Origin of the sequence: Alteracholeplasma palmae J233 (genome assembly GCF_000968055.1) — a bacterium.
Classification (GTDB): Bacteria; Bacillota_I; Bacilli_A; order Acholeplasmatales; family Acholeplasmataceae; genus Alteracholeplasma; species Alteracholeplasma palmae.
Genome location: NC_022538.1, coordinates 201,819 through 223,287, shown reverse-complemented (window position 1 = coordinate 223,287; position 21,469 = coordinate 201,819). Strand labels below are relative to the sequence as shown.

The 21,469-nt window shown below is 29.0% G+C and carries 29 protein-coding genes, 4 tRNA genes and 1 pseudogene; 7 read left to right on the top strand and 27 right to left on the bottom strand.

Annotated elements, in window-relative coordinates; all coding sequences use genetic code 11:
• Positions 1–57: 57 nt before the first annotated feature.
• Positions 58–801 carry a hypothetical protein gene (locus tag BN854_RS01085; protein ID WP_026655175.1) on the bottom strand — a complete coding sequence of 248 codons (744 nt, stop codon included), beginning with the start codon at positions 799–801 and terminating at the stop codon, positions 58–60.
• 104 nt (positions 802–905) lie between these two features.
• On the opposite strand from BN854_RS01085, the gene BN854_RS01080 reads away from it, so the two are divergent.
• A complete protein-coding gene (locus BN854_RS01080) occupies positions 906–1,166 on the top strand; it encodes a hypothetical protein (protein ID WP_026655167.1) in 261 nt (86 codons plus the stop codon).
• 320 nt (positions 1,167–1,486) lie between these two features.
• On the opposite strand, the gene BN854_RS01075 is transcribed toward BN854_RS01080, so the two are convergent.
• The 14 genes from BN854_RS01075 to BN854_RS01010 form a co-directional block, all read right to left on the bottom strand.
• Positions 1,487–4,123, bottom strand: coding sequence for a TOTE conflict system archaeo-eukaryotic primase domain-containing protein (locus BN854_RS01075; RefSeq protein ID WP_026655158.1), 2,637 nt, complete (start codon positions 4,121–4,123; stop codon positions 1,487–1,489).
• Positions 4,124–4,310: 187 nt separating this feature from the next.
• Positions 4,311–5,642, bottom strand: a complete 1,332-nt coding sequence (locus BN854_RS01070) for an ATP-binding protein (RefSeq protein ID WP_026655149.1) — start codon at positions 5,640–5,642, stop codon at positions 4,311–4,313.
• Positions 5,643–5,962: 320 nt separating this feature from the next.
• A complete protein-coding gene (locus BN854_RS01065; RefSeq protein WP_026655141.1) occupies positions 5,963–6,148 on the bottom strand; it encodes a hypothetical protein in 186 nt (61 codons plus the stop codon).
• A gap of 15 nt (positions 6,149–6,163) precedes the next feature.
• The gene (locus BN854_RS01060; protein ID WP_026655133.1) at positions 6,164–6,700 is read right to left on the bottom strand and encodes a hypothetical protein; all 537 of its coding nucleotides are present in this window, start codon (positions 6,698–6,700) and stop codon (positions 6,164–6,166) included.
• A 34-nt stretch (positions 6,701–6,734) separates the two neighbouring features.
• Positions 6,735–6,950 carry an HNH endonuclease signature motif containing protein gene (locus tag BN854_RS01055; protein ID WP_231854652.1) on the bottom strand — a complete coding sequence of 72 codons (216 nt, stop codon included), beginning with the start codon at positions 6,948–6,950 and terminating at the stop codon, positions 6,735–6,737.
• Between the two features lie 161 nt (positions 6,951–7,111).
• Positions 7,112–7,333, bottom strand: a complete 222-nt coding sequence (locus tag BN854_RS08065; protein WP_084600756.1) for an integrase core domain-containing protein — start codon at positions 7,331–7,333, stop codon at positions 7,112–7,114.
• A gap of 58 nt (positions 7,334–7,391) precedes the next feature.
• A complete protein-coding gene (locus BN854_RS01050) occupies positions 7,392–7,802 on the bottom strand; it encodes a DUF3788 domain-containing protein (RefSeq protein WP_026655119.1) in 411 nt (136 codons plus the stop codon).
• Between the two features lie 11 nt (positions 7,803–7,813).
• Entirely contained in the window at positions 7,814–8,320 is a 507-nt protein-coding gene (locus BN854_RS01045) for a hypothetical protein (protein ID WP_026655110.1), read from the bottom strand.
• 393 nt (positions 8,321–8,713) lie between these two features.
• The gene (locus BN854_RS01040; protein ID WP_026655102.1) at positions 8,714–9,220 is read right to left on the bottom strand and encodes a nucleotidyltransferase domain-containing protein; all 507 of its coding nucleotides are present in this window, start codon (positions 9,218–9,220) and stop codon (positions 8,714–8,716) included.
• Positions 9,221–9,254: 34 nt separating this feature from the next.
• The gene (locus BN854_RS07605; protein WP_026655093.1) at positions 9,255–10,091 is read right to left on the bottom strand and encodes a helix-turn-helix transcriptional regulator; all 837 of its coding nucleotides are present in this window, start codon (positions 10,089–10,091) and stop codon (positions 9,255–9,257) included.
• 203 nt (positions 10,092–10,294) lie between these two features.
• Positions 10,295–10,792 (bottom strand): hypothetical protein, encoded by a 498-nt coding sequence (locus BN854_RS01025; RefSeq protein WP_026655084.1) that lies wholly within the window; start codon positions 10,790–10,792, stop codon positions 10,295–10,297.
• Positions 10,792–10,986 carry a hypothetical protein gene (locus tag BN854_RS01020; RefSeq protein ID WP_026655076.1) on the bottom strand — a complete coding sequence of 65 codons (195 nt, stop codon included), beginning with the start codon at positions 10,984–10,986 and terminating at the stop codon, positions 10,792–10,794. The genes BN854_RS01025 and BN854_RS01020 overlap by 1 nt, the downstream gene beginning before the upstream one ends.
• A 30-nt stretch (positions 10,987–11,016) precedes the next feature.
• Positions 11,017–11,514, bottom strand: coding sequence for an AAA family ATPase (locus BN854_RS01015; RefSeq protein WP_026655067.1), 498 nt, complete (start codon positions 11,512–11,514; stop codon positions 11,017–11,019).
• Positions 11,515–11,540: 26 nt separating this feature from the next.
• Positions 11,541–11,804, bottom strand: a complete 264-nt coding sequence (locus BN854_RS01010; RefSeq protein WP_026655060.1) for a hypothetical protein — start codon at positions 11,802–11,804, stop codon at positions 11,541–11,543.
• Between the two features lie 74 nt (positions 11,805–11,878).
• On the opposite strand from BN854_RS01010, the gene BN854_RS01005 reads away from it, so the two are divergent.
• Positions 11,879–12,652 carry a tyrosine-type recombinase/integrase gene (locus tag BN854_RS01005; protein WP_026655051.1) on the top strand — a complete coding sequence of 258 codons (774 nt, stop codon included), beginning with the start codon at positions 11,879–11,881 and terminating at the stop codon, positions 12,650–12,652.
• A gap of 13 nt (positions 12,653–12,665) precedes the next feature.
• On the opposite strand, the gene BN854_RS01000 is transcribed toward BN854_RS01005, so the two are convergent.
• The 8 genes and pseudogenes from BN854_RS01000 to BN854_RS00970 form a co-directional block, all read right to left on the bottom strand.
• Positions 12,666–13,526 (bottom strand): DNA adenine methylase, encoded by an 861-nt coding sequence (locus tag BN854_RS01000; protein WP_026655045.1) that lies wholly within the window; start codon positions 13,524–13,526, stop codon positions 12,666–12,668.
• Between the two features lie 54 nt (positions 13,527–13,580).
• Positions 13,581–15,122: a hypothetical protein gene (locus BN854_RS00995; RefSeq protein ID WP_026655037.1), complete on the bottom strand. Its 1,542-nt coding sequence runs from the start codon at positions 15,120–15,122 to the stop codon at positions 13,581–13,583.
• Between the two features lie 53 nt (positions 15,123–15,175).
• Positions 15,176–15,781, bottom strand: coding sequence for a hypothetical protein (locus BN854_RS00990; RefSeq protein WP_231854651.1), 606 nt, complete (start codon positions 15,779–15,781; stop codon positions 15,176–15,178).
• 90 nt (positions 15,782–15,871) lie between these two features.
• Positions 15,872–16,006 (bottom strand): annotated as a pseudogene (locus BN854_RS08060) (helix-turn-helix domain-containing protein); the annotation flags it as partial.
• Between the two features lie 73 nt (positions 16,007–16,079).
• Complete coding sequence (locus tag BN854_RS00985; protein WP_026655021.1) at positions 16,080–16,322, bottom strand: helix-turn-helix transcriptional regulator; 243 nt, start codon at positions 16,320–16,322, stop codon at positions 16,080–16,082.
• Positions 16,323–16,490: 168 nt separating this feature from the next.
• A tRNA-Leu gene (locus tag BN854_RS00980) sits at positions 16,491–16,573 on the bottom strand.
• A 34-nt stretch (positions 16,574–16,607) separates the two neighbouring features.
• Positions 16,608–16,682: transfer RNA gene (locus tag BN854_RS00975), tRNA-Gln, on the bottom strand.
• 14 nt (positions 16,683–16,696) lie between these two features.
• Positions 16,697–16,772 (bottom strand) — tRNA-His (locus BN854_RS00970).
• Between the two features lie 133 nt (positions 16,773–16,905).
• On the opposite strand from BN854_RS00970, the gene BN854_RS00965 reads away from it, so the two are divergent.
• From BN854_RS00965 to BN854_RS00950, 4 genes are all read left to right on the top strand, one after another.
• Positions 16,906–17,841, top strand: a complete 936-nt coding sequence (locus BN854_RS00965) for a hypothetical protein (RefSeq protein ID WP_026655014.1) — start codon at positions 16,906–16,908, stop codon at positions 17,839–17,841.
• Between the two features lie 73 nt (positions 17,842–17,914).
• Positions 17,915–17,989, top strand: a tRNA-Trp gene (locus tag BN854_RS00960).
• Positions 17,990–18,061: 72 nt separating this feature from the next.
• Positions 18,062–18,286: a helix-turn-helix transcriptional regulator gene (locus tag BN854_RS00955; protein WP_026655006.1), complete on the top strand. Its 225-nt coding sequence runs from the start codon at positions 18,062–18,064 to the stop codon at positions 18,284–18,286.
• A complete protein-coding gene (locus BN854_RS00950) occupies positions 18,255–19,091 on the top strand; it encodes a hypothetical protein (RefSeq protein WP_162184455.1) in 837 nt (278 codons plus the stop codon). Before BN854_RS00955 ends, BN854_RS00950 begins: the two co-directional genes overlap by 32 nt.
• Positions 19,092–19,152: 61 nt before the next feature.
• On the opposite strand, the gene BN854_RS08055 is transcribed toward BN854_RS00950, so the two are convergent.
• The 4 genes from BN854_RS08055 to BN854_RS00935 all read right to left on the bottom strand — a co-directional run bounded on the left by BN854_RS08055 (position 19,153) and on the right by BN854_RS00935 (position 20,747).
• Positions 19,153–19,329, bottom strand: coding sequence for an IS3 family transposase (locus BN854_RS08055; protein WP_407921727.1), 177 nt, complete (start codon positions 19,327–19,329; stop codon positions 19,153–19,155).
• The gene (locus BN854_RS00945; RefSeq protein WP_231854659.1) at positions 19,329–19,994 is read right to left on the bottom strand and encodes an IS3 family transposase; all 666 of its coding nucleotides are present in this window, start codon (positions 19,992–19,994) and stop codon (positions 19,329–19,331) included. The genes BN854_RS08055 and BN854_RS00945 overlap by 1 nt, the downstream gene beginning before the upstream one ends.
• A gap of 11 nt (positions 19,995–20,005) precedes the next feature.
• Positions 20,006–20,296: a transposase gene (locus BN854_RS00940; RefSeq protein WP_026654984.1), complete on the bottom strand. Its 291-nt coding sequence runs from the start codon at positions 20,294–20,296 to the stop codon at positions 20,006–20,008.
• Positions 20,297–20,561: 265 nt separating this feature from the next.
• Positions 20,562–20,747: a hypothetical protein gene (locus BN854_RS00935; RefSeq protein ID WP_026654976.1), complete on the bottom strand. Its 186-nt coding sequence runs from the start codon at positions 20,745–20,747 to the stop codon at positions 20,562–20,564.
• 75 nt (positions 20,748–20,822) lie between these two features.
• Between BN854_RS00935 and BN854_RS00930 the strand changes: the two genes are divergently transcribed.
• Positions 20,823–21,452, top strand: coding sequence for a helix-turn-helix domain-containing protein (locus tag BN854_RS00930; protein ID WP_026654968.1), 630 nt, complete (start codon positions 20,823–20,825; stop codon positions 21,450–21,452).
• Positions 21,453–21,469: the final 17 nt, after the last annotated feature.

Sequence of the window (21,469 nt, the reverse complement as noted above, 5' to 3'; positions counted from 1 at the left end):
TTAGATTTATTCTTATATAGTCTTTCACAATAATTAAAAACTAAATAATCTTAGTCTTTAATTTTCCCAATAAGAATCAACTGTTCTATCATCTATATCTGTATTTACATAATATTTGTAAGAAAAATAGATAATTGCGCAACTGATTAAAATACTTAAAATTTGAGACAATATTATAATTATATCACTACGATCCCCTGCTACAAATAAACTTGTTAAACTACTAGATATATCAACTACAAATATACCTATAATAAAAATGAATATTTCTTTTGCTTTAAGTGTAGCAAAAATAAAGATACTTACAATTAAATACACAATAAAGTTTGAAAAAGAAAATGAGAAGTAAGAAATAATTAAAGTTAATAATAAAAATTTAGAAACATTTTCTTTCATCAATGGACGTTCATATTTAAATTCATTCAAATGAGCAAATATTTTCAAAATTGCATATAAAGCTATTAACCCTAAAATAATCGTATAAAACACATCTGATGTTCGCATATGAGCTTTAAATGTAATCAAATTAAATAAATTTTTAACACCATCAGGAACCATCACAAAGAATAAAATCAAATGAGAAACTAATGATTTTTCCATACTTTCAAACTTATATCCAATAAACATCCAAACGCATGCATGAACGATTATCATAACCATATAGATAATTCCGTTGGATACAAATTGACCAACTTCCATCAATTTAGTGATTTGAACAACTGTTACTAGAATCATCATGCATAATAATAGCCTTTTTGACATACCATTTCCTTGATGATATCTAAATTTTTCTGTAAACATATTTTAACATCCACCTTTTTAATTTTATTTTATCATACTTAATTAAGTATATCATGCTGAAGATGATATAATCATAGTATAAACTACTTAAAGGAGAAAAGTGTATGTTTGTAGAAGATTATCGCCCAGGTAGAAGTGATGCTGAAATAAAAAAAATTCAAAAAATTCTTCGTGAAACACTTCCTAAAAAAACAAAAGATAGACATCTAGGATTAAGTGAAGCTTGGAATGATGAAAAAGAAAAAGAATTACAAGAATACTTAGATAAAGTATCAGAACAATACAATTTAGATTTTAGAATATATTATGCATCAACTGAAAGTCTGTTTCCAAATGATTATAAAAAATTTGTTATGTATGGATGAAAGAAAAAGGACTGTAAAGAAATGAAGTAATTCACTACTTCATAACTTAACAGTTCTTTTTTTCTTATATACATCATCAATTATGTGGATAAAATCAAAAAACACCCATTTTTAGACGTCAAAATGTCTATATTTGTTATTTACTATTTAAAAAAGCCTGATACAAATTGTATCAAGCTGTTAAATATCTTTTGGTGTCTCTGTTTACAACAAAGGTAGTTGTTTTTGGTCTTTAAAATGATGACTACTAGTTGAAATCCGTTAATCGGTAATTGTGAGTAAATAGCGCCATTTTGCACTTATACCTCATATAAAAATTCTCACTTAATAATGTTTGATTTAATAAAAGACGAGTTATCTCTATTACTAATGATAAGTTCTTCTGCTAATAAAGAATCTTCATATCTCATGATATCTGCATCCACTTGTTGTTTGTATACAAAAGGATTAATGGAGCCATACCAAACAATTTTTCGATCAATGATTATCATGCTTGATGGATACTCATTCCCTAGCAATAATAGTGGTTTAGAATTACAATAATTTATTAAGAAATCAATTTTACTATCAATTGAATGTCTTGAAATAAATACAATTTCTTTTGATGTTTTTAAATCATCTTTTAATGTTTCTTCATAGTTGTTTAAATAATAAATGCGCGATTCGTATTCCTTTGCTGTTGATATTTCATACCCCATTTTTCGGTATCCCTTTAAACGTTCTAAGTACATATTAGAAAAATATTTAACGCCAATATCAGCATAATCATAAACACCTATTTCATGTTTATTTTCTCTTAATCTGTTTAATCTTCCAACGTATTGTTGTAACGTTCCTTTCCATCTAAATGGCATCGTTAGAAAAAGCGTATCAAGTCTATCATCATCAAATCCTTCGCCGATATATTTTCCTGTTGCTAAAATAATAAAAGGTTCTTTTTGGCTAATTAATTTTTCATTAAAGTCTTTCTTTTCTTTTGTTGAAAGTCTTCCGTGCACAATAAGTAAATGTTTTGTGATTTTGCTTATCTCTTTTTCTAATATACTAATATGGCTCATTCTATCTGTTAAAACAAGGATGTTCTTCTTCGTTTCAAAAGATGCCTTTATGTCTTTTATAATCATTTCATTTCTTTCTTTATTCTCATAAAGTTTTTGATATGAATCATTAATTGATGCTTCCTCAGTTAATGAAACTTTGAATCCTGTTAATCTAACTGTTAGAAGTCTTCTAATCTGCTTAGAATCAGTAACTACCTCAGTAATTACTGGACCAATCATCGCAGTAATAATACTTTCTAAGCCATCAGACCTTTTAAGTGTTGCTGTTAATCCAATAATATTCTTTGTGTGAAATTTTCTAATTAACCTTTCATATGAGCGTGATGCCACATGATGTGCTTCATCTATGATGATCAGACCATAATTTTTTACTATTTCATCAATACCTTTATGTGCTACAAGTGATTGAATTGTAGCAATATCAATATCAGCTCCTAATTCATTATATTGATCATATAGTTTTCCGACATTTATATTTGATGTGAATTTTTTAATTTGTGATTCCCACTGTTCTGCTAAATTTACTCGATTAACAATAATGAGTGTTTTTAATTTTAGTTCTGATATTAGCGCTACCCCTAATACTGTTTTACCAAAACCTGTTGGGGCAACTATAACACCTTGTGTTTTATGTAGGACATCTTTTAATACATTTTGTTGTTCATCCTTCAAATCGCCTGAAAATTTTATATTTTTTTTCATTTTAGGCTTGATTCTTAAATCGTCTATTTCATATAATATGCGATTATCATTTAAAATCTTTAAAACATTTTCAAGCAGTCCAATAGGAATTAAGATTTCTTGATGCGTTTCTTCATAAAGTTCAATAATTCTAGAAATACCATAAGTACTTACACGCATATTTTGTTTTTTATAAAACTCGGGATTAACAATAGACGCAACTCTTTTAAAAACTTGAATAGCCTTTGCTGATAACCCTCTTTTTTGAATAACAATTTGATTATTAATTTTGATTTTAAGTTCTTCTATAAAATCAAACATATCAAGTTCGATTTTTTTAACCGATTCACCGAAAAGTCCAAGTTCATCATCTTTTGAAATTTCATTTATCAAAATTCCAAACTCTTCATCTGTTACTTTTCTTATTGACTTCAATACTTGATACTGATTAGGATATGGTTTAAGTTCTTGATCAACAAAAAGCGTTGTTCCCTTCATACCGCTTTTTCCTTGCAGTGGTAATGCAATTAAATTGCCAATACCTTCTTTTTCAATGTAGTCTTGAGAAGGAAACATTCTATCAAAAGATTTAAAACTCATTAGTCCTGAAGTCATCATTGTTTTTGTAAGTAAGTAACGCCCTAGTTTCCTTGCATCTTTAGCAAGTACTGCATTTTCAAAAAATATCCAAAGATGTGCACCCTTTCCTGATTTTGATATTTCAACTAAATGATCTATATTATGTGATAAGCATATTTCAGAAAACTTTAAAACGTCATTCTTCCAACTTTCTTCATCAAAATCAAACGCTAAAAAATAACATGTTTGATTATCTGTCATTGGATAAATACCAATAATTTCTTGCCCTTTTAAATGTTTTAATATAATTTCATCTGATACCTTCTCATATCTGTTTGAAAAGGGTATCTTCTTTTTTTCATCTTTATTTAAAAATCTTGCTTCTTTTGAATAACTCGGTGCATATCCGCTCTTCCCATCTTTTTCCCATCTAATCGCATAACAGTCACTTCTACCTTTGAAGTAATCTTTGTAGATTGATAGTTTTTCATGAGTTGATAGTTCAATTTTATTTTCATTAGAAACCAAGTTGTCTTCGAAGTGAATATTATGTTTTTTTAGTAATTTTTCATAGCGTTTTAACTTTTCTTCAAGGTATGCTACTTTTTTCTTTAAATTGATTGTTTCATCACTCATGAATTTTATCTCCTAATGGATATTAAATAGAATTTAGTTTTACACGTAATAATGCATGGCATTTCATCATTTTTTTGCTTGTGTTATTACGGCAAATTTATAATTATCAAACAATATACATTTACCGAACGTTAAAAACATAAAATACGTCATTAATCACTAACAACCTAAAAAATCTTTTTAATAATTATTTGAGTATCCACGAACCGGAGTATTCATCATCTTTTCTATCAAGCAAACCTTGTTCTTTTAATTTCTTTATATTCCTTAATATTGTCCTTCTTTCTTTTCCAATGATCTCGGATAATTCGCTAACCGTTATATTGGAATCTTTACGAATCTGTTCAATAATCTTATTTTGAACATTAGAAAGAGTTTGGTTGCTTTTGGTGACATTTGGTGACATATTGGTTGGTTTTTCTTCAATCATGTTTCCCAAAGAATAATTCATATTTGGTAATATAACTCTAAAAAAGTTACCTGAAACTTCAAATTTAGGTGTTATTTTATATGGTTTATAAGCTTCCATAATTCTTTCTAAACCGGTCGCATAATTTTCAATAAAATCCATTTTATCAAGAATGTTAACTAAATTAGGATTTCGCATTGATTGTTTTCCGGACAAAACATCTTCTAGTGTATAACCGCCATATATATTACCTGGTGAAGTAACCTCTAATCTATCATTAAAGAATTCTATTTTAATATTTGATCTAAATGAAAAATCGCAATGACAAAGTGCATTTAATAATGTCTCTCTAATTGATGGTGCAGGATATGATTTTAATTCTACTCGTTGCGGTTGATAATCCACAATTTTCGCACTTGTATCATTATATATTTCTGCATAATCCAACACATTATCAATAATTCGTAAATATGAACCAGCAAACTCCTTCTTAACCTTAAACTCAACCCTCGTATTATCTTTGTATACAGCAAACTTAACAATATATGGATTTTCATCACTTAGCAACTCAGCTAGTTTTGTATACTTATTATCTTTTGTATAAAACCCCAAAGCATTCATTTTTGGCACAAAATCTTGTCTGTCGCTGATAGCTGAAAATTGCGTAAAGTGCAAATCTTGGTTTGGGGCTCCTTCAGTTTCAAAATGGCCATCATTATGCTTTCGGTAGAATTCAGATATTTCTTCCTTTGTTGCTTTTCTTGTGGTTGATCCAATTCGTATAAATACTCCTTCACTGATTGGACCCTTACCCACTAAATAATATGGTTTATTATTACCTTCACTAATTTCGATTCTTAGCACATTTCTTTTATCATAATAAAAGTTGATGAGTCCTTTTGAATCAGGATAAATACCTTCACGAATCCAATTGCTTATAGTTTGTTCAAACTCATCTTTCAATTCTAAAGGCACACCAAAAGCTTTACCATCATTGTCTATACCAATTTCAATAACGCCACTAGAACTATTTAAAAATGAAACAATCTCATGTTTCACTTCTTTTGTTAAGGTTTGTTTCCACTCTAAATTTTTACTTTCGTTTTTCATATTTTCACCAATCTTATCTTTCTCTAATATAGTATATCACACTTGGTGACATTTGGTGACATTTGGTGACATTTTTTATAATTATGAGATTTAATCTCTGTTTTTTTATATCACGGACATATTTTTTGTCCGTGATCTGTCCGTGGTGAACATCATTAATTTGGGTTTTTCTAAAATGGAGTATAGGGGGTACAGTTTAGAATTTTTACATCAAAAAAAGACCAACATTTCTGCCAGTCTCCAAAGCTTTGAGCCGTTTTGAATTTCGCTTTTTCAAAAAAATTGCCCCGTATTTTGAAGGTGGGGCGTTCGGTGTGGCATTAATCTTTTTTCTTCATTCCAGGGGGGAGTGAATCTGTTATTTTTTTCATTCCCTGTGTCGCATTTGATGAGGGTTGATAATTTTTTTGTGACGGATTATTGCTTTCAGTTAGTGGTGGCATTGGTTTTGTTGGTTTAGATGGTGGTTGGACAGGCTTATTTTGTTTAACATTATCATTTGACATATAGTTTTTTTCTCCTTAAATAATTATTGATATCAGCAATAGAACTAACGTGGCTATTATTGTAGTTGATAATATAATAAATAACTTTTTAAAATATAGATTCTTTTTTTCATATTCATCAATAATCTCGGCATATCGCTCTGCAAGAAATCCTTGTGCTAGTTGATTGTACAATTTTTCACTGATTTCTTCTTTTTGATCAACATTTAAAAGCAGTAATTCAACATATGATTTATATGATTCATTTGATTCAATATTTCTTAAATCGTTTACAATGTCTTTAGGTTTATATGACATCTGATTTGATGGTACATATATCATTAGAAATATTACTAAACTAACGACAAATAATAAAGAAGAAAAAATAAGTAATATTATTTTTGCACATGGATACTCTGTCGTAATACTAAAAATAAATGTAACTAAAGCCGTTATGATAGGTACACTAAAGCTATAAAAAGTAAAGTCTCTATTTCTTATTTCATTTTTGCGATTTACAACATTTTTATACTCATCAAGAGCATATGTATACATTAATTCATTCTTTGTCATTTAATCACCCAATAATAGGATAACAAAAAAGATCCTATTTTTCAATAGGAACTCCATCTTCATTGAATGTATACTTTATTTTAGTTGAGTGTGTTTCCTTATTATGACAATTCCTACACACACATTCAAGATTATCTAAATTCATTGAAACATTAGAATCATTAACATTTGATTCTGTCAGCGTGATTTTATGATGCACATCAACTGCTAAACCACCACACCTAGCACACTTATATTTTCCTTGTTGCATCTTAAACTTTCTTTGCTTTTTCCAAGCTGAATAATTATAAAACTCTCTAATAGTCATTTGCTAGTTCTTTTAGAATATTAACTTTATCGGTTTGTTCCCAAGGTAGTGTATCTGCTAACACTGGAATGTCAACCATAAAGTGGACATAAAGTTAAGAGGATTCAAGAATTAGATAATTCAAATTGTAACGGCGTCATATATCCTAGAGATGAATGATGCCTTTTTTTGTTGTAATAAACTTCTAAGTAATTGAGTATTTCCATCCTAGCTATAGCCTTAGTTTTAAAATGTCTTTTAGGTAAAACTTCTCTCTTAAATGTTTTAAAAAACGATTCTATTAGTGCGTTGTCATATGGGTTTCCTTTATTACTATGACTTGATATTAGATTGTTATTCTTTAAATTTCATAAAAGTGATATTTCCTCACCATTAAGATAATCTTTAATTATTCGGTTTACGTTTGATTTGCAATAGTTTCTCAAAGTCAGAAAAAAATGATGTGTCTGAAATTTCAAACATTACCCATTTACCGTCATGATAAGTTGCGGCTTCATCATAAATCTTACAAATATCAGCAGAAAGATTACTACGAATACTTTCAATCTTTTCACGATCTAACTTACCAAAGATTAGCATAAATCCAAAAACGTCTGGTTTAGCATACAAACAACATAAGGTTTTTCCGCCTCTACGATATTTATACTCATAAGTCCATTTCTTCCCGCCACTATTACACAGTTTTTCCATGTCATATTTCATTTCAATTAGTTCCGTTAGTTTTACCCATATATCAAAACGATGTTGTCCAATTAACATAATTATTTCTTCATTTGTTGGCGTTTTTTCTAACACGATGTTTTCTTCTATTTCTCTTTATATTTTAACGGGAGATATACCTGCTGTTGGGAAACTCCAAGTGCTTGATCAAAAGCCCCGTCAGGATTCGGCATATTGCACATACCACTTTTAGGAAAATCACCATAATCAAAAACATCACTTTGTTTAATCCATGACATCATACAGTCAATTGTTTGATTAAGATCTCCACCTTCAGTTTCATCACCTGTTCCTACTAAAAACAATCCTCCAGGAAATTCAATCAATTCATACGGCTTGACATCAGTTGGGGTAACTTCATCTTTAACCGCATAGATTAAAACATTTTTACCACGTCCCCACGTTTCCTTATCTCCCTCATGCCATAAAAAACTTACAGGTTCATATATATGATTTTGTATAAATCGCTGATGCTGCTCAACCCATTCAGAAAAACCGCCTTTGCCAAACAACTCTTCAAACGTTTTTTCTCCTGATGAAATAGCCTTAAATTTAGATATCTCTATACCTCGTAGGTTGTGAAGTTTAACCATTTTACAACTCCATTTCTTATTTAATTTTTACGGACACAAGATCATTAATCATGTGATACCAAAATATTTATCTCGTATAACATATCCAAATAAATGTTATCTTCATTCTCATCAAGCATAGGATTATCGAGTTTTCTGTTCATTTCAAATTATTCCCGTATAAACATTACTTTATCAAGGGTCACCTTTTTTGTAATGATAAGTCAGAAACAATTTGGATTATCAAGATTAAAAGTTTCAAGTTTTTTTAATTCACATCATCTTAACTGTCTTAATTATACCATATGAATTGATGTTTAAATAACAATTATTTGTTGCTAATCAATCTCTGATTTTCCCATTTTGGAGTTACATTCATAAACTTTAGTTATTGAATTAATTATTAGATAGAATCTATCTAATCTTCTTCTCATATTCTTTTGGAATTGGGATATTAAATTTTTTACATAACAGTTTAACATCATGAACGTCATTTTCATCAAAATCATATCCCAAATGAAACAAAACCTGACTTTCTGCATTGATACATTTTACTGTTATACCGTCAATCTCTCCTACACCATTTAGAACATCTTTGGGAAACTTTAGATCTTCAAAAACAACGTATTTATCTTCAATAAAATTAAAGATGTGTAAGTCTATGATTCTATTTTTGTTATCTTGCCATACTGTGTGATTTTTTGTGGTATATGTTTCTATAACTTCAATAAATCCTTTTTCTTTGATTAGTTGTATTACGTTTAACTTATCTTTTTCTTGAATAAAAATATCGATATCATTATGCGCTCTTGTTTGCTCATTTAAAAGTGCATCAACACCCCAACCGCCATCTAACCAAAGATCTATTTGGGCCTCTGTTATATACTTAATAATCCCAGTTGCATCATTTAAATTCACCATGATATTTCTCCTATTTACTTAAACTTATTATACATTACTGATTAACTTTCTTAATCGGCATATAATAATCCATCAATGAATAGCCTAAAATCTCTTGTGCGGACTTTGGTGTTGTCACATTACCAAGTTGTAATCTTGAATCATCATAGATTAGTTCCTTTGATTGGGCAAGGAAATCAGTCATTGCCGTCTTTGGTATAATATCATCTTCACCATCAATACCTGAAGACACAAGATAAAGTCCCCCTTTAAAATCAATGACTTTAAAACTATCTGGTACGTTCATTTCTTCATCGTATATGTAAAACCATACAAAACCCTGTTTTTTAGGATCGTAAGTTAAGAAGTCTTTAGGAAATGTTGGTTCTGGAAACCGGCTAAACCAATCATCAAAAGCTTCTAATTTCCCATCACCAAACATACCCGGTTCTGACATCACCATTTTACAATTAGGAATCTCAACAATTCTAACTGTACCATCTAATACCTGTCTTCTATAGATATTATTATCTTGATTAAATCTAAACGGTTCATATAGCTTTAAAACCATCTTATCTCTTCTTACTTCCATAGGGCTTACTAAAAAATGTTGTACAAATGCTCTTGAAAAGGCAGAATGAGAATCATATTGATATTTAGCAGCAATATCAATAATCTTTTCATCGGTTGATAAAACATCTAAATATGCTTTTGATAGTTTTCTTTTTCTAATATAATCGCCAATTGTTGTCCCAACTACAAATGCAAACACATGTTGTGTCTCTGATATGGAACGACCAAACAATTTTCCTATTTCTTCATAATCAATTTCTTGTGTAATATTTGTCTCAATATATAAAACAACATCATTTATAGGTTTAATGAAATCCATATAATTCTCCTTTTTGATTTTATTATAACTACTATTTTGTCAGTTTGCTGTGCAATATCCATATTAAAATGCACACTATTAGCAACCATTATTTCAGCAATTATAAATTATCTATGTTTACCAATAAAAACAGCATCTATTACCTACGCAAGTATATTACTTTCTCATTTGGGGGTTCATAGTGATAGAAATCAAATCTGAGACTACCAAAACGGTTCAAGTTTAACATCAATATGATGCGTAATATCACTAATCGTTACACTATCATCGTCAATATTGAAAGAATAGCCAAGTTTGTCTTTATGGATATATCCTTTATATGGTGTAACTTTAATATAGCAAACGCTATTGAGTTTCTCGTTATTAACCTCTTTATACCAGTGATGAAATACCTTCATGAAGATTTCACGGATAGATTTGTTTTTGTCATCTAGCGGGTGTCCAGTGATAAAAGCCTTGCACCAAAATCTATTATGACCTGCGTCAGAAATCATCACGTGTTCATTATATTGAACTTCCTTTACATAATTACAATTTAGATTAGTGACAATCCAAAATGAGCCATCATAATAAAAAGTATCAACACATCTAACTGAAGGAACATTATTTTTAGCTGTCGCAATCAAAAGCACTGTATCCTTGCTGTATTTCTCCTCAATAATTTTTATAATTCCACTATCATTAACGCTTGTTTCTGTCATTATTTATTAACCTTAAATCCTTTCTCTAAGATTTCATTAGTTGGAAAGCTTGTTATATTTAAAATATGTTTCCCTAGTAGTAAAGAAAATTCAGCAACTTGTTTATGTGTTGCCCTATCGTATAATTCGTTTAATTCCTCACGAAGTTCAGAAGCGTCATTAATTTTAATCTTTATTTTCCCATAATTATTCACTTTCCCTATTTAAGACGCCATAAACTGCAATTATTGAATAGATTCAATTTCTTTGACTATGTTAGAAATACTCTTGCTAGTGGTATCGATCTTTATGGTTTTTAGTGTTTTAAATAAACCCAATCTTTCAACACTTCTTTTAATTATATTAGGCTCTCTTAAGCCTTTTTCTATATCACTATTTAATCTTTCTTTAAGTTCAATTTCAGAACAAATAAGTGATATTTTAACTAACTTATGATTAGATGCTTCAAGCCTCCCTGAAATATGATCAATAATCTCTTGTTTATCCATTACCCAACAAAATATGATATTTTCATAGGAGGTTGTTTTAATAAAATTATTCAGTATATAGACAATATTATCTAAAACCATTTGTTTGGTTTCATCATTTACTTGAAATGGACTTGAATGCCAACACCAATCGCCATCTAGAAAGACACTGTTATTTAATTTTTTATTAAGTGCAGTACTGATTGTTGTTTTTCCAACACCCATGGTACCACCAATCATATAGATTTTTTTCATATTTTAAACCTTAACCTTATTATTAATCACTTGTTATTTAATAAAAATAATCTATATTCATTAGCAATAGCAAGTAACATATCAAAACTCATCTCTTCTTCTGATTCATGTGCATTAAGTATTCGTTGTAGATTGACATCACTTTGACATGTATAAAGTATCATATCGGCAATACCAGCTTCAATGATTTCCTTATTTAAATCATATGAATATGTAAATACTAATTGATCATTATGAATATATGTTTTTCTATTATAAGAATAGTTTAAATCTGTTGTTTTATATGCCATTTTTCCACTTCTTTCTGGATAAGATTTGTCAAAGTTAATAATTACTGCCGTTTACTTGATTTTACTACTAAAAGATGTACAAAGCTAGTGTATTTTCCTATTTAATCATTCATAAACCACAAGATATGGCACTAGACTATATTATATGGAACAAAGAAAATGTATCAGCATCTACAGTAAATAAGCGTATCGTTATTGTGTTAAAATCTATTATCACCCACTATAATTTAGATTCTAATTTTTCTAAAGTTATGCAGTTTAAAAAAATGAAAGAACTCGGATTATCTTATGGAACAATTGAAAATAATATTTTAAGAAAAATACTAAAATACACTTTATCATTGCCTGATAATAAACGTAATGGATTAATGAAAAAAACGGCTGTAGTACTGCTGACATATACAGGCGTTAGAATGAACGAACTTATAAACATTGAGGTTAAAAATATTGACTTTGAAAAAAGAGAATTATTATTAACAACAACTAAAAATGGTAAAGCTAGAAAAACATATATCCACGATGATGCTATATCTATTTTAAAAAAAGCCGTTGATGATGCTATTGGTAAAAGAAGAAAACTTCTTTTATGGAATAACACATTCAATAAGCCTATGACACAAAAGGCAGTCACTTATTTTATTGAATCACTTAAAATAAAATTTAATTTGGATAAGTTGCACCCTCATATGTTTAGGCACTACTTTGGTACAACTCTTCTTGATAATGGCGTAAATATTAAAGTTGTTCAAGAATTAATGGATCATAAGAATCTTTCAACAACACAGAAATATTTGCATGTTAACGATAGAAAAAAGAAAGAGCTTTATTTGAATAACTTCAAAATATAAAAAAAGGAGCGATTTATTCGCTCACTTTTTGTTTCTTAGTCATCTTTTCAACATCTATGTTAACTAATCTTGGTGAGAATACAGCTATTTCTAAAGCTCTTCTCTTTTTTTCTACAGTGTAACCTATTTCAAACCTATTAATTCCAAACCCGTTATATAATTCAACAATCAGCGGGTTATCGTCATATGTTACAAACCACTTATTTTGAAGTTCTCCTACAGATGAAGCCAATGCTCTATGTGCCTGTTCATCAAATGCATTTTTGTAAAGTGCCTTACCTTGTTCCACATATGGTGGGTCTAAATAAATTAATGCATTATTTTCTTGATTATCTATTTGTTGTAAAAACTCTACACCATCTAAGTTATAAACATGTATATCTTCTTTTCTATCTGCAATAGTTCTTATGTTTTCAATTAATTTATCTTTATTAAATCTACAGTCTATTTTATAATTACCTAATTGTTGGTATCCACCAATTGGCCCAGCTGTGATTATTCCTGATCTATTTGTTCTATTTAAAAAGAATGCAGAGAATCCTTTGGTCAAAACATCAGTATTTGGATTTAAATATATATCCTTTTGGATTCTCCATTGTTCTACAGTTACTGGCGTATTATTAATAAGTTCAATAAATTCATCTGTTCTATTAAGTAATGAATACCAAAATGCATATATTGCGTAATCATAATCATTAATATATATTTTTGAAACATCATTATTTAATAACAACTTTAAGGCTAGTCCAGACCCTCCCGCATAGCCCTCAACATATACAGGTGGTTCGGTAAAGTTATCTTTGATAAGTTCAGAAACAAAATTATATAGTTTTGCTTTACCACCTGGGTAGCGTAATGGAGTATATGATGCCATGTTTTCACCTCTTTATTACTAGTTTACCAAAAAAGTAAATGTTTGGCCAGTATTTTATTTCAAAAGTGCAGAACAATACATAAGAATTACAGTAACTGTTGTCTCAGCTAAATCTAATATACTTTGTTTTGTAAAATAAACACCTGCGTTATGTACACTTAAATTAAGTTGTGCAGCAATTTGTCTCGGATCAATTCCCTCAAGAAAAGAATTGATACTAGCAATATTTTCATTTGTTTCCTCGCAAATTTTCTCTTTCAATTTATTATCCATAATAATTTTACTTTTAAAATTGTGAATATAATTCCCTAATGAACCCGCATTCTTCCAATTATATTTATCATGCATTTCTACAAGTGCTCCTTCTACAATAGATCTCAATGCTGTAGATATAATTAAATAGTGTTTATCCTTGTTTAAAGTTCTGACTTGTAAAATTAAATTATTGATTGTTTCATTTATATCTATTTTATAAGACTTGTGATTGTCAAACAATTCTTTCTCACTAGTTCCAATAGTTGTAGGTCGAGAGTACACAGAAAAATCACATATAGCAGTAATTAATCTTTCTTCTGTGGTATATTCATATCTTATTCTATATTCACCTTTTTCTGAAAAAGATATTTTATCTTCGCTTAAATTTGTCTTTGAAATATCTGTAAGTATTTTATATTCAATATTTCTTATTTCATAGTTCTTTAGATCAACAATATTTTCTAATAGATTAAACTGCTCATTTATATGTATTCTCCAATTATTCTGGAAGAGTTTTATATTAGTTATTACATTTTTCTTTTTTTCAGTCACATACGCTCTGTTAATAAATTTCCCTGCTAAATCAATTTTTATCTTATCGCTAGTATTAAAGTATCTAGAAACAGATGCTTTCTTTTCTTTGGCAACTTTAATGGCGCATTCCAAAATATCATGTACAAGTGATTGCTGGATAGAATCTAGAGAATTATAATCCTCTTTATTTTTTATTCCTATGATTTTTTTTATTTCAGGATTATCAAGAATTCTTGTAGCATTGGTTATCTTTATATTACTAATAACCGTATCAAATTCATTTGGATAGTTATGCAATAATTGCGAGGCTGTTGTAATTGCTTCTGGATTAATTAGCCTTGTGAAATTATCTTTTTCCCTTGTTCCCCATGGAATTCTACCAATTCCATTTAGTTGACCGGTATGAGTACTTCTCACTAAATCCATAGCTTGAATATAGTCTTCAGCAACATAACAAAACACATCCATATTAATCTTGTTTTGTTTAGCAATCTTGCTAAAAAAGCGAAACCCTTCTATTTCATCTTTCAGTATCTTCGGATTTTTTATGCATTTTAGTGCAGCTATCCTACGATTGCCTTCATATACAATATATTTTCTATTTTTTGGGTAAACTACTACCAAATCATGAGGCTTCAATCCATTTTCTGCTATATTTTTTGCTATATTCTTCATATTTGAAGGATTCTGCTTATATATGCTTAAAATGTTATTTTCCTCTATTTCCAATTTATCTTCTCCACTGATTCTAGGATTATTTTCCCATAGTATCAAGTCTTTTATATTAATAGTTTTATATTTTGCCATTTTTCCCTTCCTCCTTTAAAAATAATTTATACTTTATTTACTCTTTATTAACTTTATATTTCTTTTTTGTATATCATTCTAAATATGTCCAACATTTGATATTTAAATTTTATAAAATCAATTAATTTTTCTTTTTTAACATTAATTTTTCCATGTTTTAGAGTCTCTGAATATCTTGCAACAGTTAATACTTTGCTATCCTTTATATTTTGTCTTTGAATATGGGGAGATACTTGTGTATCTTTAGCAGGTTTATGCATATCATACTTATCTACACTCGTTGGATGTCCTACAATTAGTTTTCTTAAATATAAAAAATATCCTTCATCACTTTTCGTATTTTGAGTATCATATGTTTCTTCATTGAAAATAGCAAAACTATTTTTAGCCTTTTTGTATTCTTGATGTTTAGTATATCCAAATAATTCAAATAAATTATTTATAGCTGAAATCAATATGTATGCATATGTAAAAAAAATAACAATTTCATTGGTTTCAGAATAATAATCTTCTTGAACAACAATTTCTCCATATAAATCTCCAACTCTTGCTGAATTTAAATTTTCAAATTGAACTATGCAATTTCTAATATGATCAATTATTGCACATAATTTATTCCATTTACTATCATTGCAAAAAGACCATAAATAATTATACATAAGATCCTCTACAATAGCAGAATCTAACTTAACATTAAGGGTTTTATTTATTGTTCTTTGATAAGAATGTACTGTATATATTCCAAACAAATCATTTGGAGTGCACCGAAATTCTTTGCAAAGCCTCATAGTATAATCAGCACTTATATCAATTTTACCTTTTTCAATATCTTTATATTCATTTTTTGTAATCCCTATTATATCTGCTATATTTTGTTGTGTATATCCTTTTTTTTTCTAATAAATCCTATATTTTTATAATACCCCATTATTAATTCTCCTTTCTTATTGACAAAAATCAATTTTCATTTTTATCAATTAATCCAGAGAAAGCAACTTCATAAACTCCATGGACTCCAAACAAGTCATTAGGCGTACACTTAAATATTTTACATAATTGAATTATTTGTTGAGCATCTGGAAAGTTCTTACCTTTTTCTAATCGTGAATAGTAAGATTGCGAAACATTCAAAACTTTTGACACTTCAAATTGAGTCATATTAGCCTTTTTTCTGTATTCTACTAATTTCAGTACATTCATTAGTTAAAAACCTCCTATTTTTATTTTTAGAACTATTAATTCTATTTTTATGTTGACATTTTTAGAACCTATGAGTATAATTTTAGTATATAGACCTATTGGTTCTATTTATAATTAAAAAATAAGCCTGGCATTTTTGATGTTTTCCCAGACTGTCATTGTATTGGTTGGTGCGGGTGACAGGAGTTGAACCTGCACGCCGAAGCGCTAGATCCTAAGTCTAGTGCGTCTGCCAATTCCGCCACACCCGCATATTTTTTTTACTAGTATCTTCTTTAAAAAAGATGGCAGGCCCAGCTGGATTTGAACCAACGAGTGACGGAGTCAAAGTCCGTTGCCTTACCACTTGGCTATGGGCCTATCTTTATTAAAAATGGGGCGGCCGATGGGAATCGAACCCACGAATGTCGGCGCCACAAGCCGATGCGTTAACCACTTCGCCACGACCGCCATATACCAGCGCATGTATTATTATACCTAAAATTATTTGTTTGTAAAGCCTATTTCTATATTTTTTTTATTTTATTTGGTTATTTGCCTAAAATTTGGTATTATATTATAAGAGAAACGAGGTTATACGTCTATGTTTAAATGGGTCGGCAGAATTTTTTATGTCATATTCGCTTTACTATTTGTACTAGTAATAGGCAATGGTAGCGGATTAGTTCAACAATCATATTATAATAATGAAGTTTTAAAGAAAATACACACTACAAAAGATGCGGTAAAAAACTTTTCATCACTAGGAAATGGTTACTTACAGTTAGAACCAGTTTTCAACGAATCTTATACAGATCTATCTACTAAACATCCAACAAATACTAAAATAGATTTTGATCTTTCCATCTATCCTTTAGTTGTAACACAAGAATCAAACGGTAAAATAGATAGTGAATCAGGCTTCTTCTTTGTCTTTTTATTACCTGAAGGAAAAAGTCTTCTAGACGATTATGGAATTAAATCAATCGGTATAGTAATAGAGTCTACCAAAGTCTCACTTGATGAGAAAGTAGCTGGAACACCTTATTTACAATTAAATGATACTAAACCTATCTTAACTATTTCTAATGCTGAATTTAGAAAAACTGATGAAGATAAAGATCTTGATTTCAGTATTACAGGTCTACAAGTATTTGCCTATACTGATAATAATCAAAGATATTCCTTACTCAACCTAGGTCAAACTACTAAAGAATCAAATAATGACAATGTTATGATAGTTCCTAGTTTTGAACTTACAAAAGCTCAACTAGATGTTACTGATAAGGTAGTTAATAAATCTCCTGAGGAATTAGCTCAAAATGGCATTTATCATGAAAAAGCTGATTTATCACCTTACTATTCATGGTACTGGTATGTTGGATTAATCTATATTGTTATTATCATAATCATTCCATTCTTCTTATTCTTTAGAAAACAAACCTTCGCTTATATTAGAAGAGTTAAACAAGAAAGACAAAATAAGAAAGATGTTGAAAAAAAGATTGAACATCTAAAACAACCTAATAAAGAAGAATAAAAAGGCTTTGTGCCTTTTTTTCTTTTTGTGGTTGAAATTGATACTTTAAATATGCTATACTAGTTAAGCAGTTAGGGATATGGTGTCAACGGTAGCACAGCGGTCTCCAAAACCGTTAGTTCGGGTTCGAATCCTGATATCCCTGCCAAAATATATGGCTGTATAATCAGTCTATTTTTTTACAACAATATACGAGTTAAACTCATAAAAGGAGTGTTTTATGAATAATCTTAAAGAATTACGAGCAAAATTAAAATTGACACAAACAGATGTTGCTAACTTTTTAGGCATTACACAAACTCAATACTCTTTACATGAAACAGGTAAATCAATATTAAACGCTAATCAAATATTAAAACTATGTGAATTATATAAGTGTTCACCGAATGAACTTTTAGGATGGCGTGGTATTTATGAAACAAGTACAAAGGAGTGGGATGAATAGAATGGATGATAACAACTACATTTCTCTTGCTGATAGAGAAGAAAAATTTGATTTTGATATTTTACAAGAGATAACTATCCTAGATAATCTTTGCTCAATTAATCTTAATAAAATTATGAATTACGTTAATAATACATATTTTAATGATTTTCCCTTACGTAGTTTCTATATTTCATATATAGAATTTTTCGATATGAAGTATAGAAAAACTGACAGTTATATACAAAAGGCTGATGTAGTATTAAATTGTATTTTATTCATTACAAATAGTCGTCTAATTAGCCCCTCCGTAAGATATCTTGACTATAGTCCTTATGTAAATAGGATACTCACAGTTCTTTCATATTTAAATTATGAAGCTACTATACAAAAGAATAAAGATTCTATTGAAGTCTATTATATAAGAAGAAAAAATGCAGTAATTGAACTTCTAATTTCTACAACACCAAAAGATTTACTCTTGTTATTATTAGAATATGAAATTTATAATACTAGTTTAGAAAGAAAAGAGTACCTATTAAAAGAAATCTATATTCACTTTGAACATGATTTTTCAGATAGTGGTGCTGTTTGGAATGCTATAAAAAAAATCATGAATAATGGCATACGCCATACTTCTGAAGCAAAAGTTGATAAAGCAATTAAAGCCTTTATAACCTCATACCAAGATAGAGAAAAACTGTATGATAATATTTATAGTTTATTTTTAGAGTTTTATTTACAAAAAAGGAACTCTGATTTTAAAAAAGAAATTGATGGCATACACAAAAAAGAACCCAAAAATGAACATGTCCCTGTCAAGTAGACAGTGGAAATAATTAATTAATGGAATGTCAACCATAAAGTGGACATATCGTTAAGAGGATTCAAGAATTAGATAATTCAAACTGTAAAGGCGTCATGTATCCTAGTGATGAATGATGCCTTTTTTTATTGTAATAAACCTCTAAGTAATTGAGTATTTCCAACCTAGCTATAGCCTTAGTTTTGAAATGCCTTTTTGGTAAAACTTCTCTTTTAAATGTTTTGAAAAACGATTCTATTAGTGCGTTATCATATGGATTTCCTTTATTACTACGACTTGATATTGGTTGTTATCACGAATAACTTTTAAGAAGTCATAAGATAAATATTGACTACCCTGATCTGAATGAACAATAAGTCCTGAATTAGGCTTTTTTTTGGCTATTGCCGATATAAGACTATCTATGACCATGCTTGCTTTCATGTTGTCACTTAGACTGTAACCAACGATTTTTCTAGTATATAGATGAATAAATACTGACAGGTACATATTTCCTTCATTTGTAAGAATATAAGTTATCTCTCCAAACCAAACCTGGTTTTTCTTGTCAGTTTCAAAGATTTGGTTCACTAGATTTCTTGTTTTTACATCTGATATATGTTTTTTATATTTTAACTTATAATTTGTTCCTTTGGTATAAAGTCCAGCTTTTCTCATTAATCTAGTTATTCTTTTTACACTAAGTGTAAGTCCATGATCATTTAATAGAACTACTTTAAGTCTTTTTGCACCATATCTAGACTTATGGTTAGTGAATATTTTCGTAATATATTCAGTAAGTATCTCATTTTCAATGTCACGTTTGCTTTTTGTTTTACTGATATGCTTATAATAACCACTACGTGAAACTTTTAAAATTTTACACAAAAATCTAACTTTATATGCATTTGCATGATTTTTTATAAAATCATATATTATTTTGGGATTCTCTTGAGGAAGGCTTTGAACTTTTTTAATATTTCTAATTCATCTTTTAACTGTTCATTTTCAATGTCTAATTGTCTTATTTGATTTTGATATATAAAATCTCTACTCCCACTACCTGGAAATGCATGCTCACCATGTTTTTCATATTCACCAATCCAACGATATAGATTGTTGTAATCTATTTCCAGTTGTTTTGAAACCTCTTTTACAAATAAGCCTTCATCAATGACTAATTTAACTGCTTGTAATTTAAATTCTCTTGAATATCTTCCTCTCATACGTAAACACCTCTTTATTAAAATATTATCAGTATCCTCTTATTTTTGTGTCTACTTAATTGTATAACATCCAAAAATTAATTATTTGGTGTATCTACTTTAAGGGGATCATATCATAGGAGTCAGTCCTTTTTTTTAGCTTTACAGTGATACGTTCATCATTGTAATAATGAATATATTTTTCTATTAGGCAGCCTTCTGACTCTAGCTTCTGTTCTTAATTTAAATTCAGTCATGATTTGTTTTCTATCGTTAGTATTCATTCTTATTTATCTTTGCTTTCTAAGTATTTATTATCTATAATATTCATAATTTTATCTATGTAATATTTTGAAAAATCTTCTGTTCTTTTATATTTTTTAAAGTCTGCATCTCTATGTTTCTTTAGTGTATTTTTTAATTTTTTAATCTCCTTTAGACTGCTTTGTGTTCTACCACACTTTAGGTACATCAAAAACACTAAAAGTATCTTTTTATAAATTTCAATGTACTTTTAGTGTATAATATTTAAAGTGAGGTGTTTATTATGAATACTAGAGAAATTTTCAAGAAGAATATAAATAAACTAATACTTAGAACAGGTAAGCAAAGAACAGATATAGCAGGTGAATTAGATATACCTTTAACAACTTTTGTTTCATGGACAAATGGAGTTAAATATCCTAGAGCTGAAGCAATGTCAAAATTAGCCAACTACTTTAGTTTGACTACTTCTGATCTTTTAAAAGATGATGAAGAATCAACAACTATTCTTGACAAAGACTCATACGAAACACCTGTCTTTAAATCCGTATCTTGTGGCAATCCAACCGAGCAAACAGATGATGTCATTGGATATGAATTACTACCTGAATCATTGAGAAAAAAAGGCGAATACTTTGGCGTTCGTGCAAAAGGTGATTCTATGTTTCCTAAAATAGAAGATGGCGATATTTTAATCGTACATAAACAAAAAAATGTCAACTCAGGCGATATTGCTATTGTTAAAGTAAACGGAGATGAATCTACTTGTAAGAAAATAATTATAAGAGATGATGGGGTAACTTTACAGCCGTTAAACGGATCATATGAAGCACTGTTTTACACGAAAGAACAAATTTCAAAAAAGAATGTTGAAATACTAGGTAAAGTTGTAGAATCAAGAAAGAAATTTTAATCAATACTAAATAATAA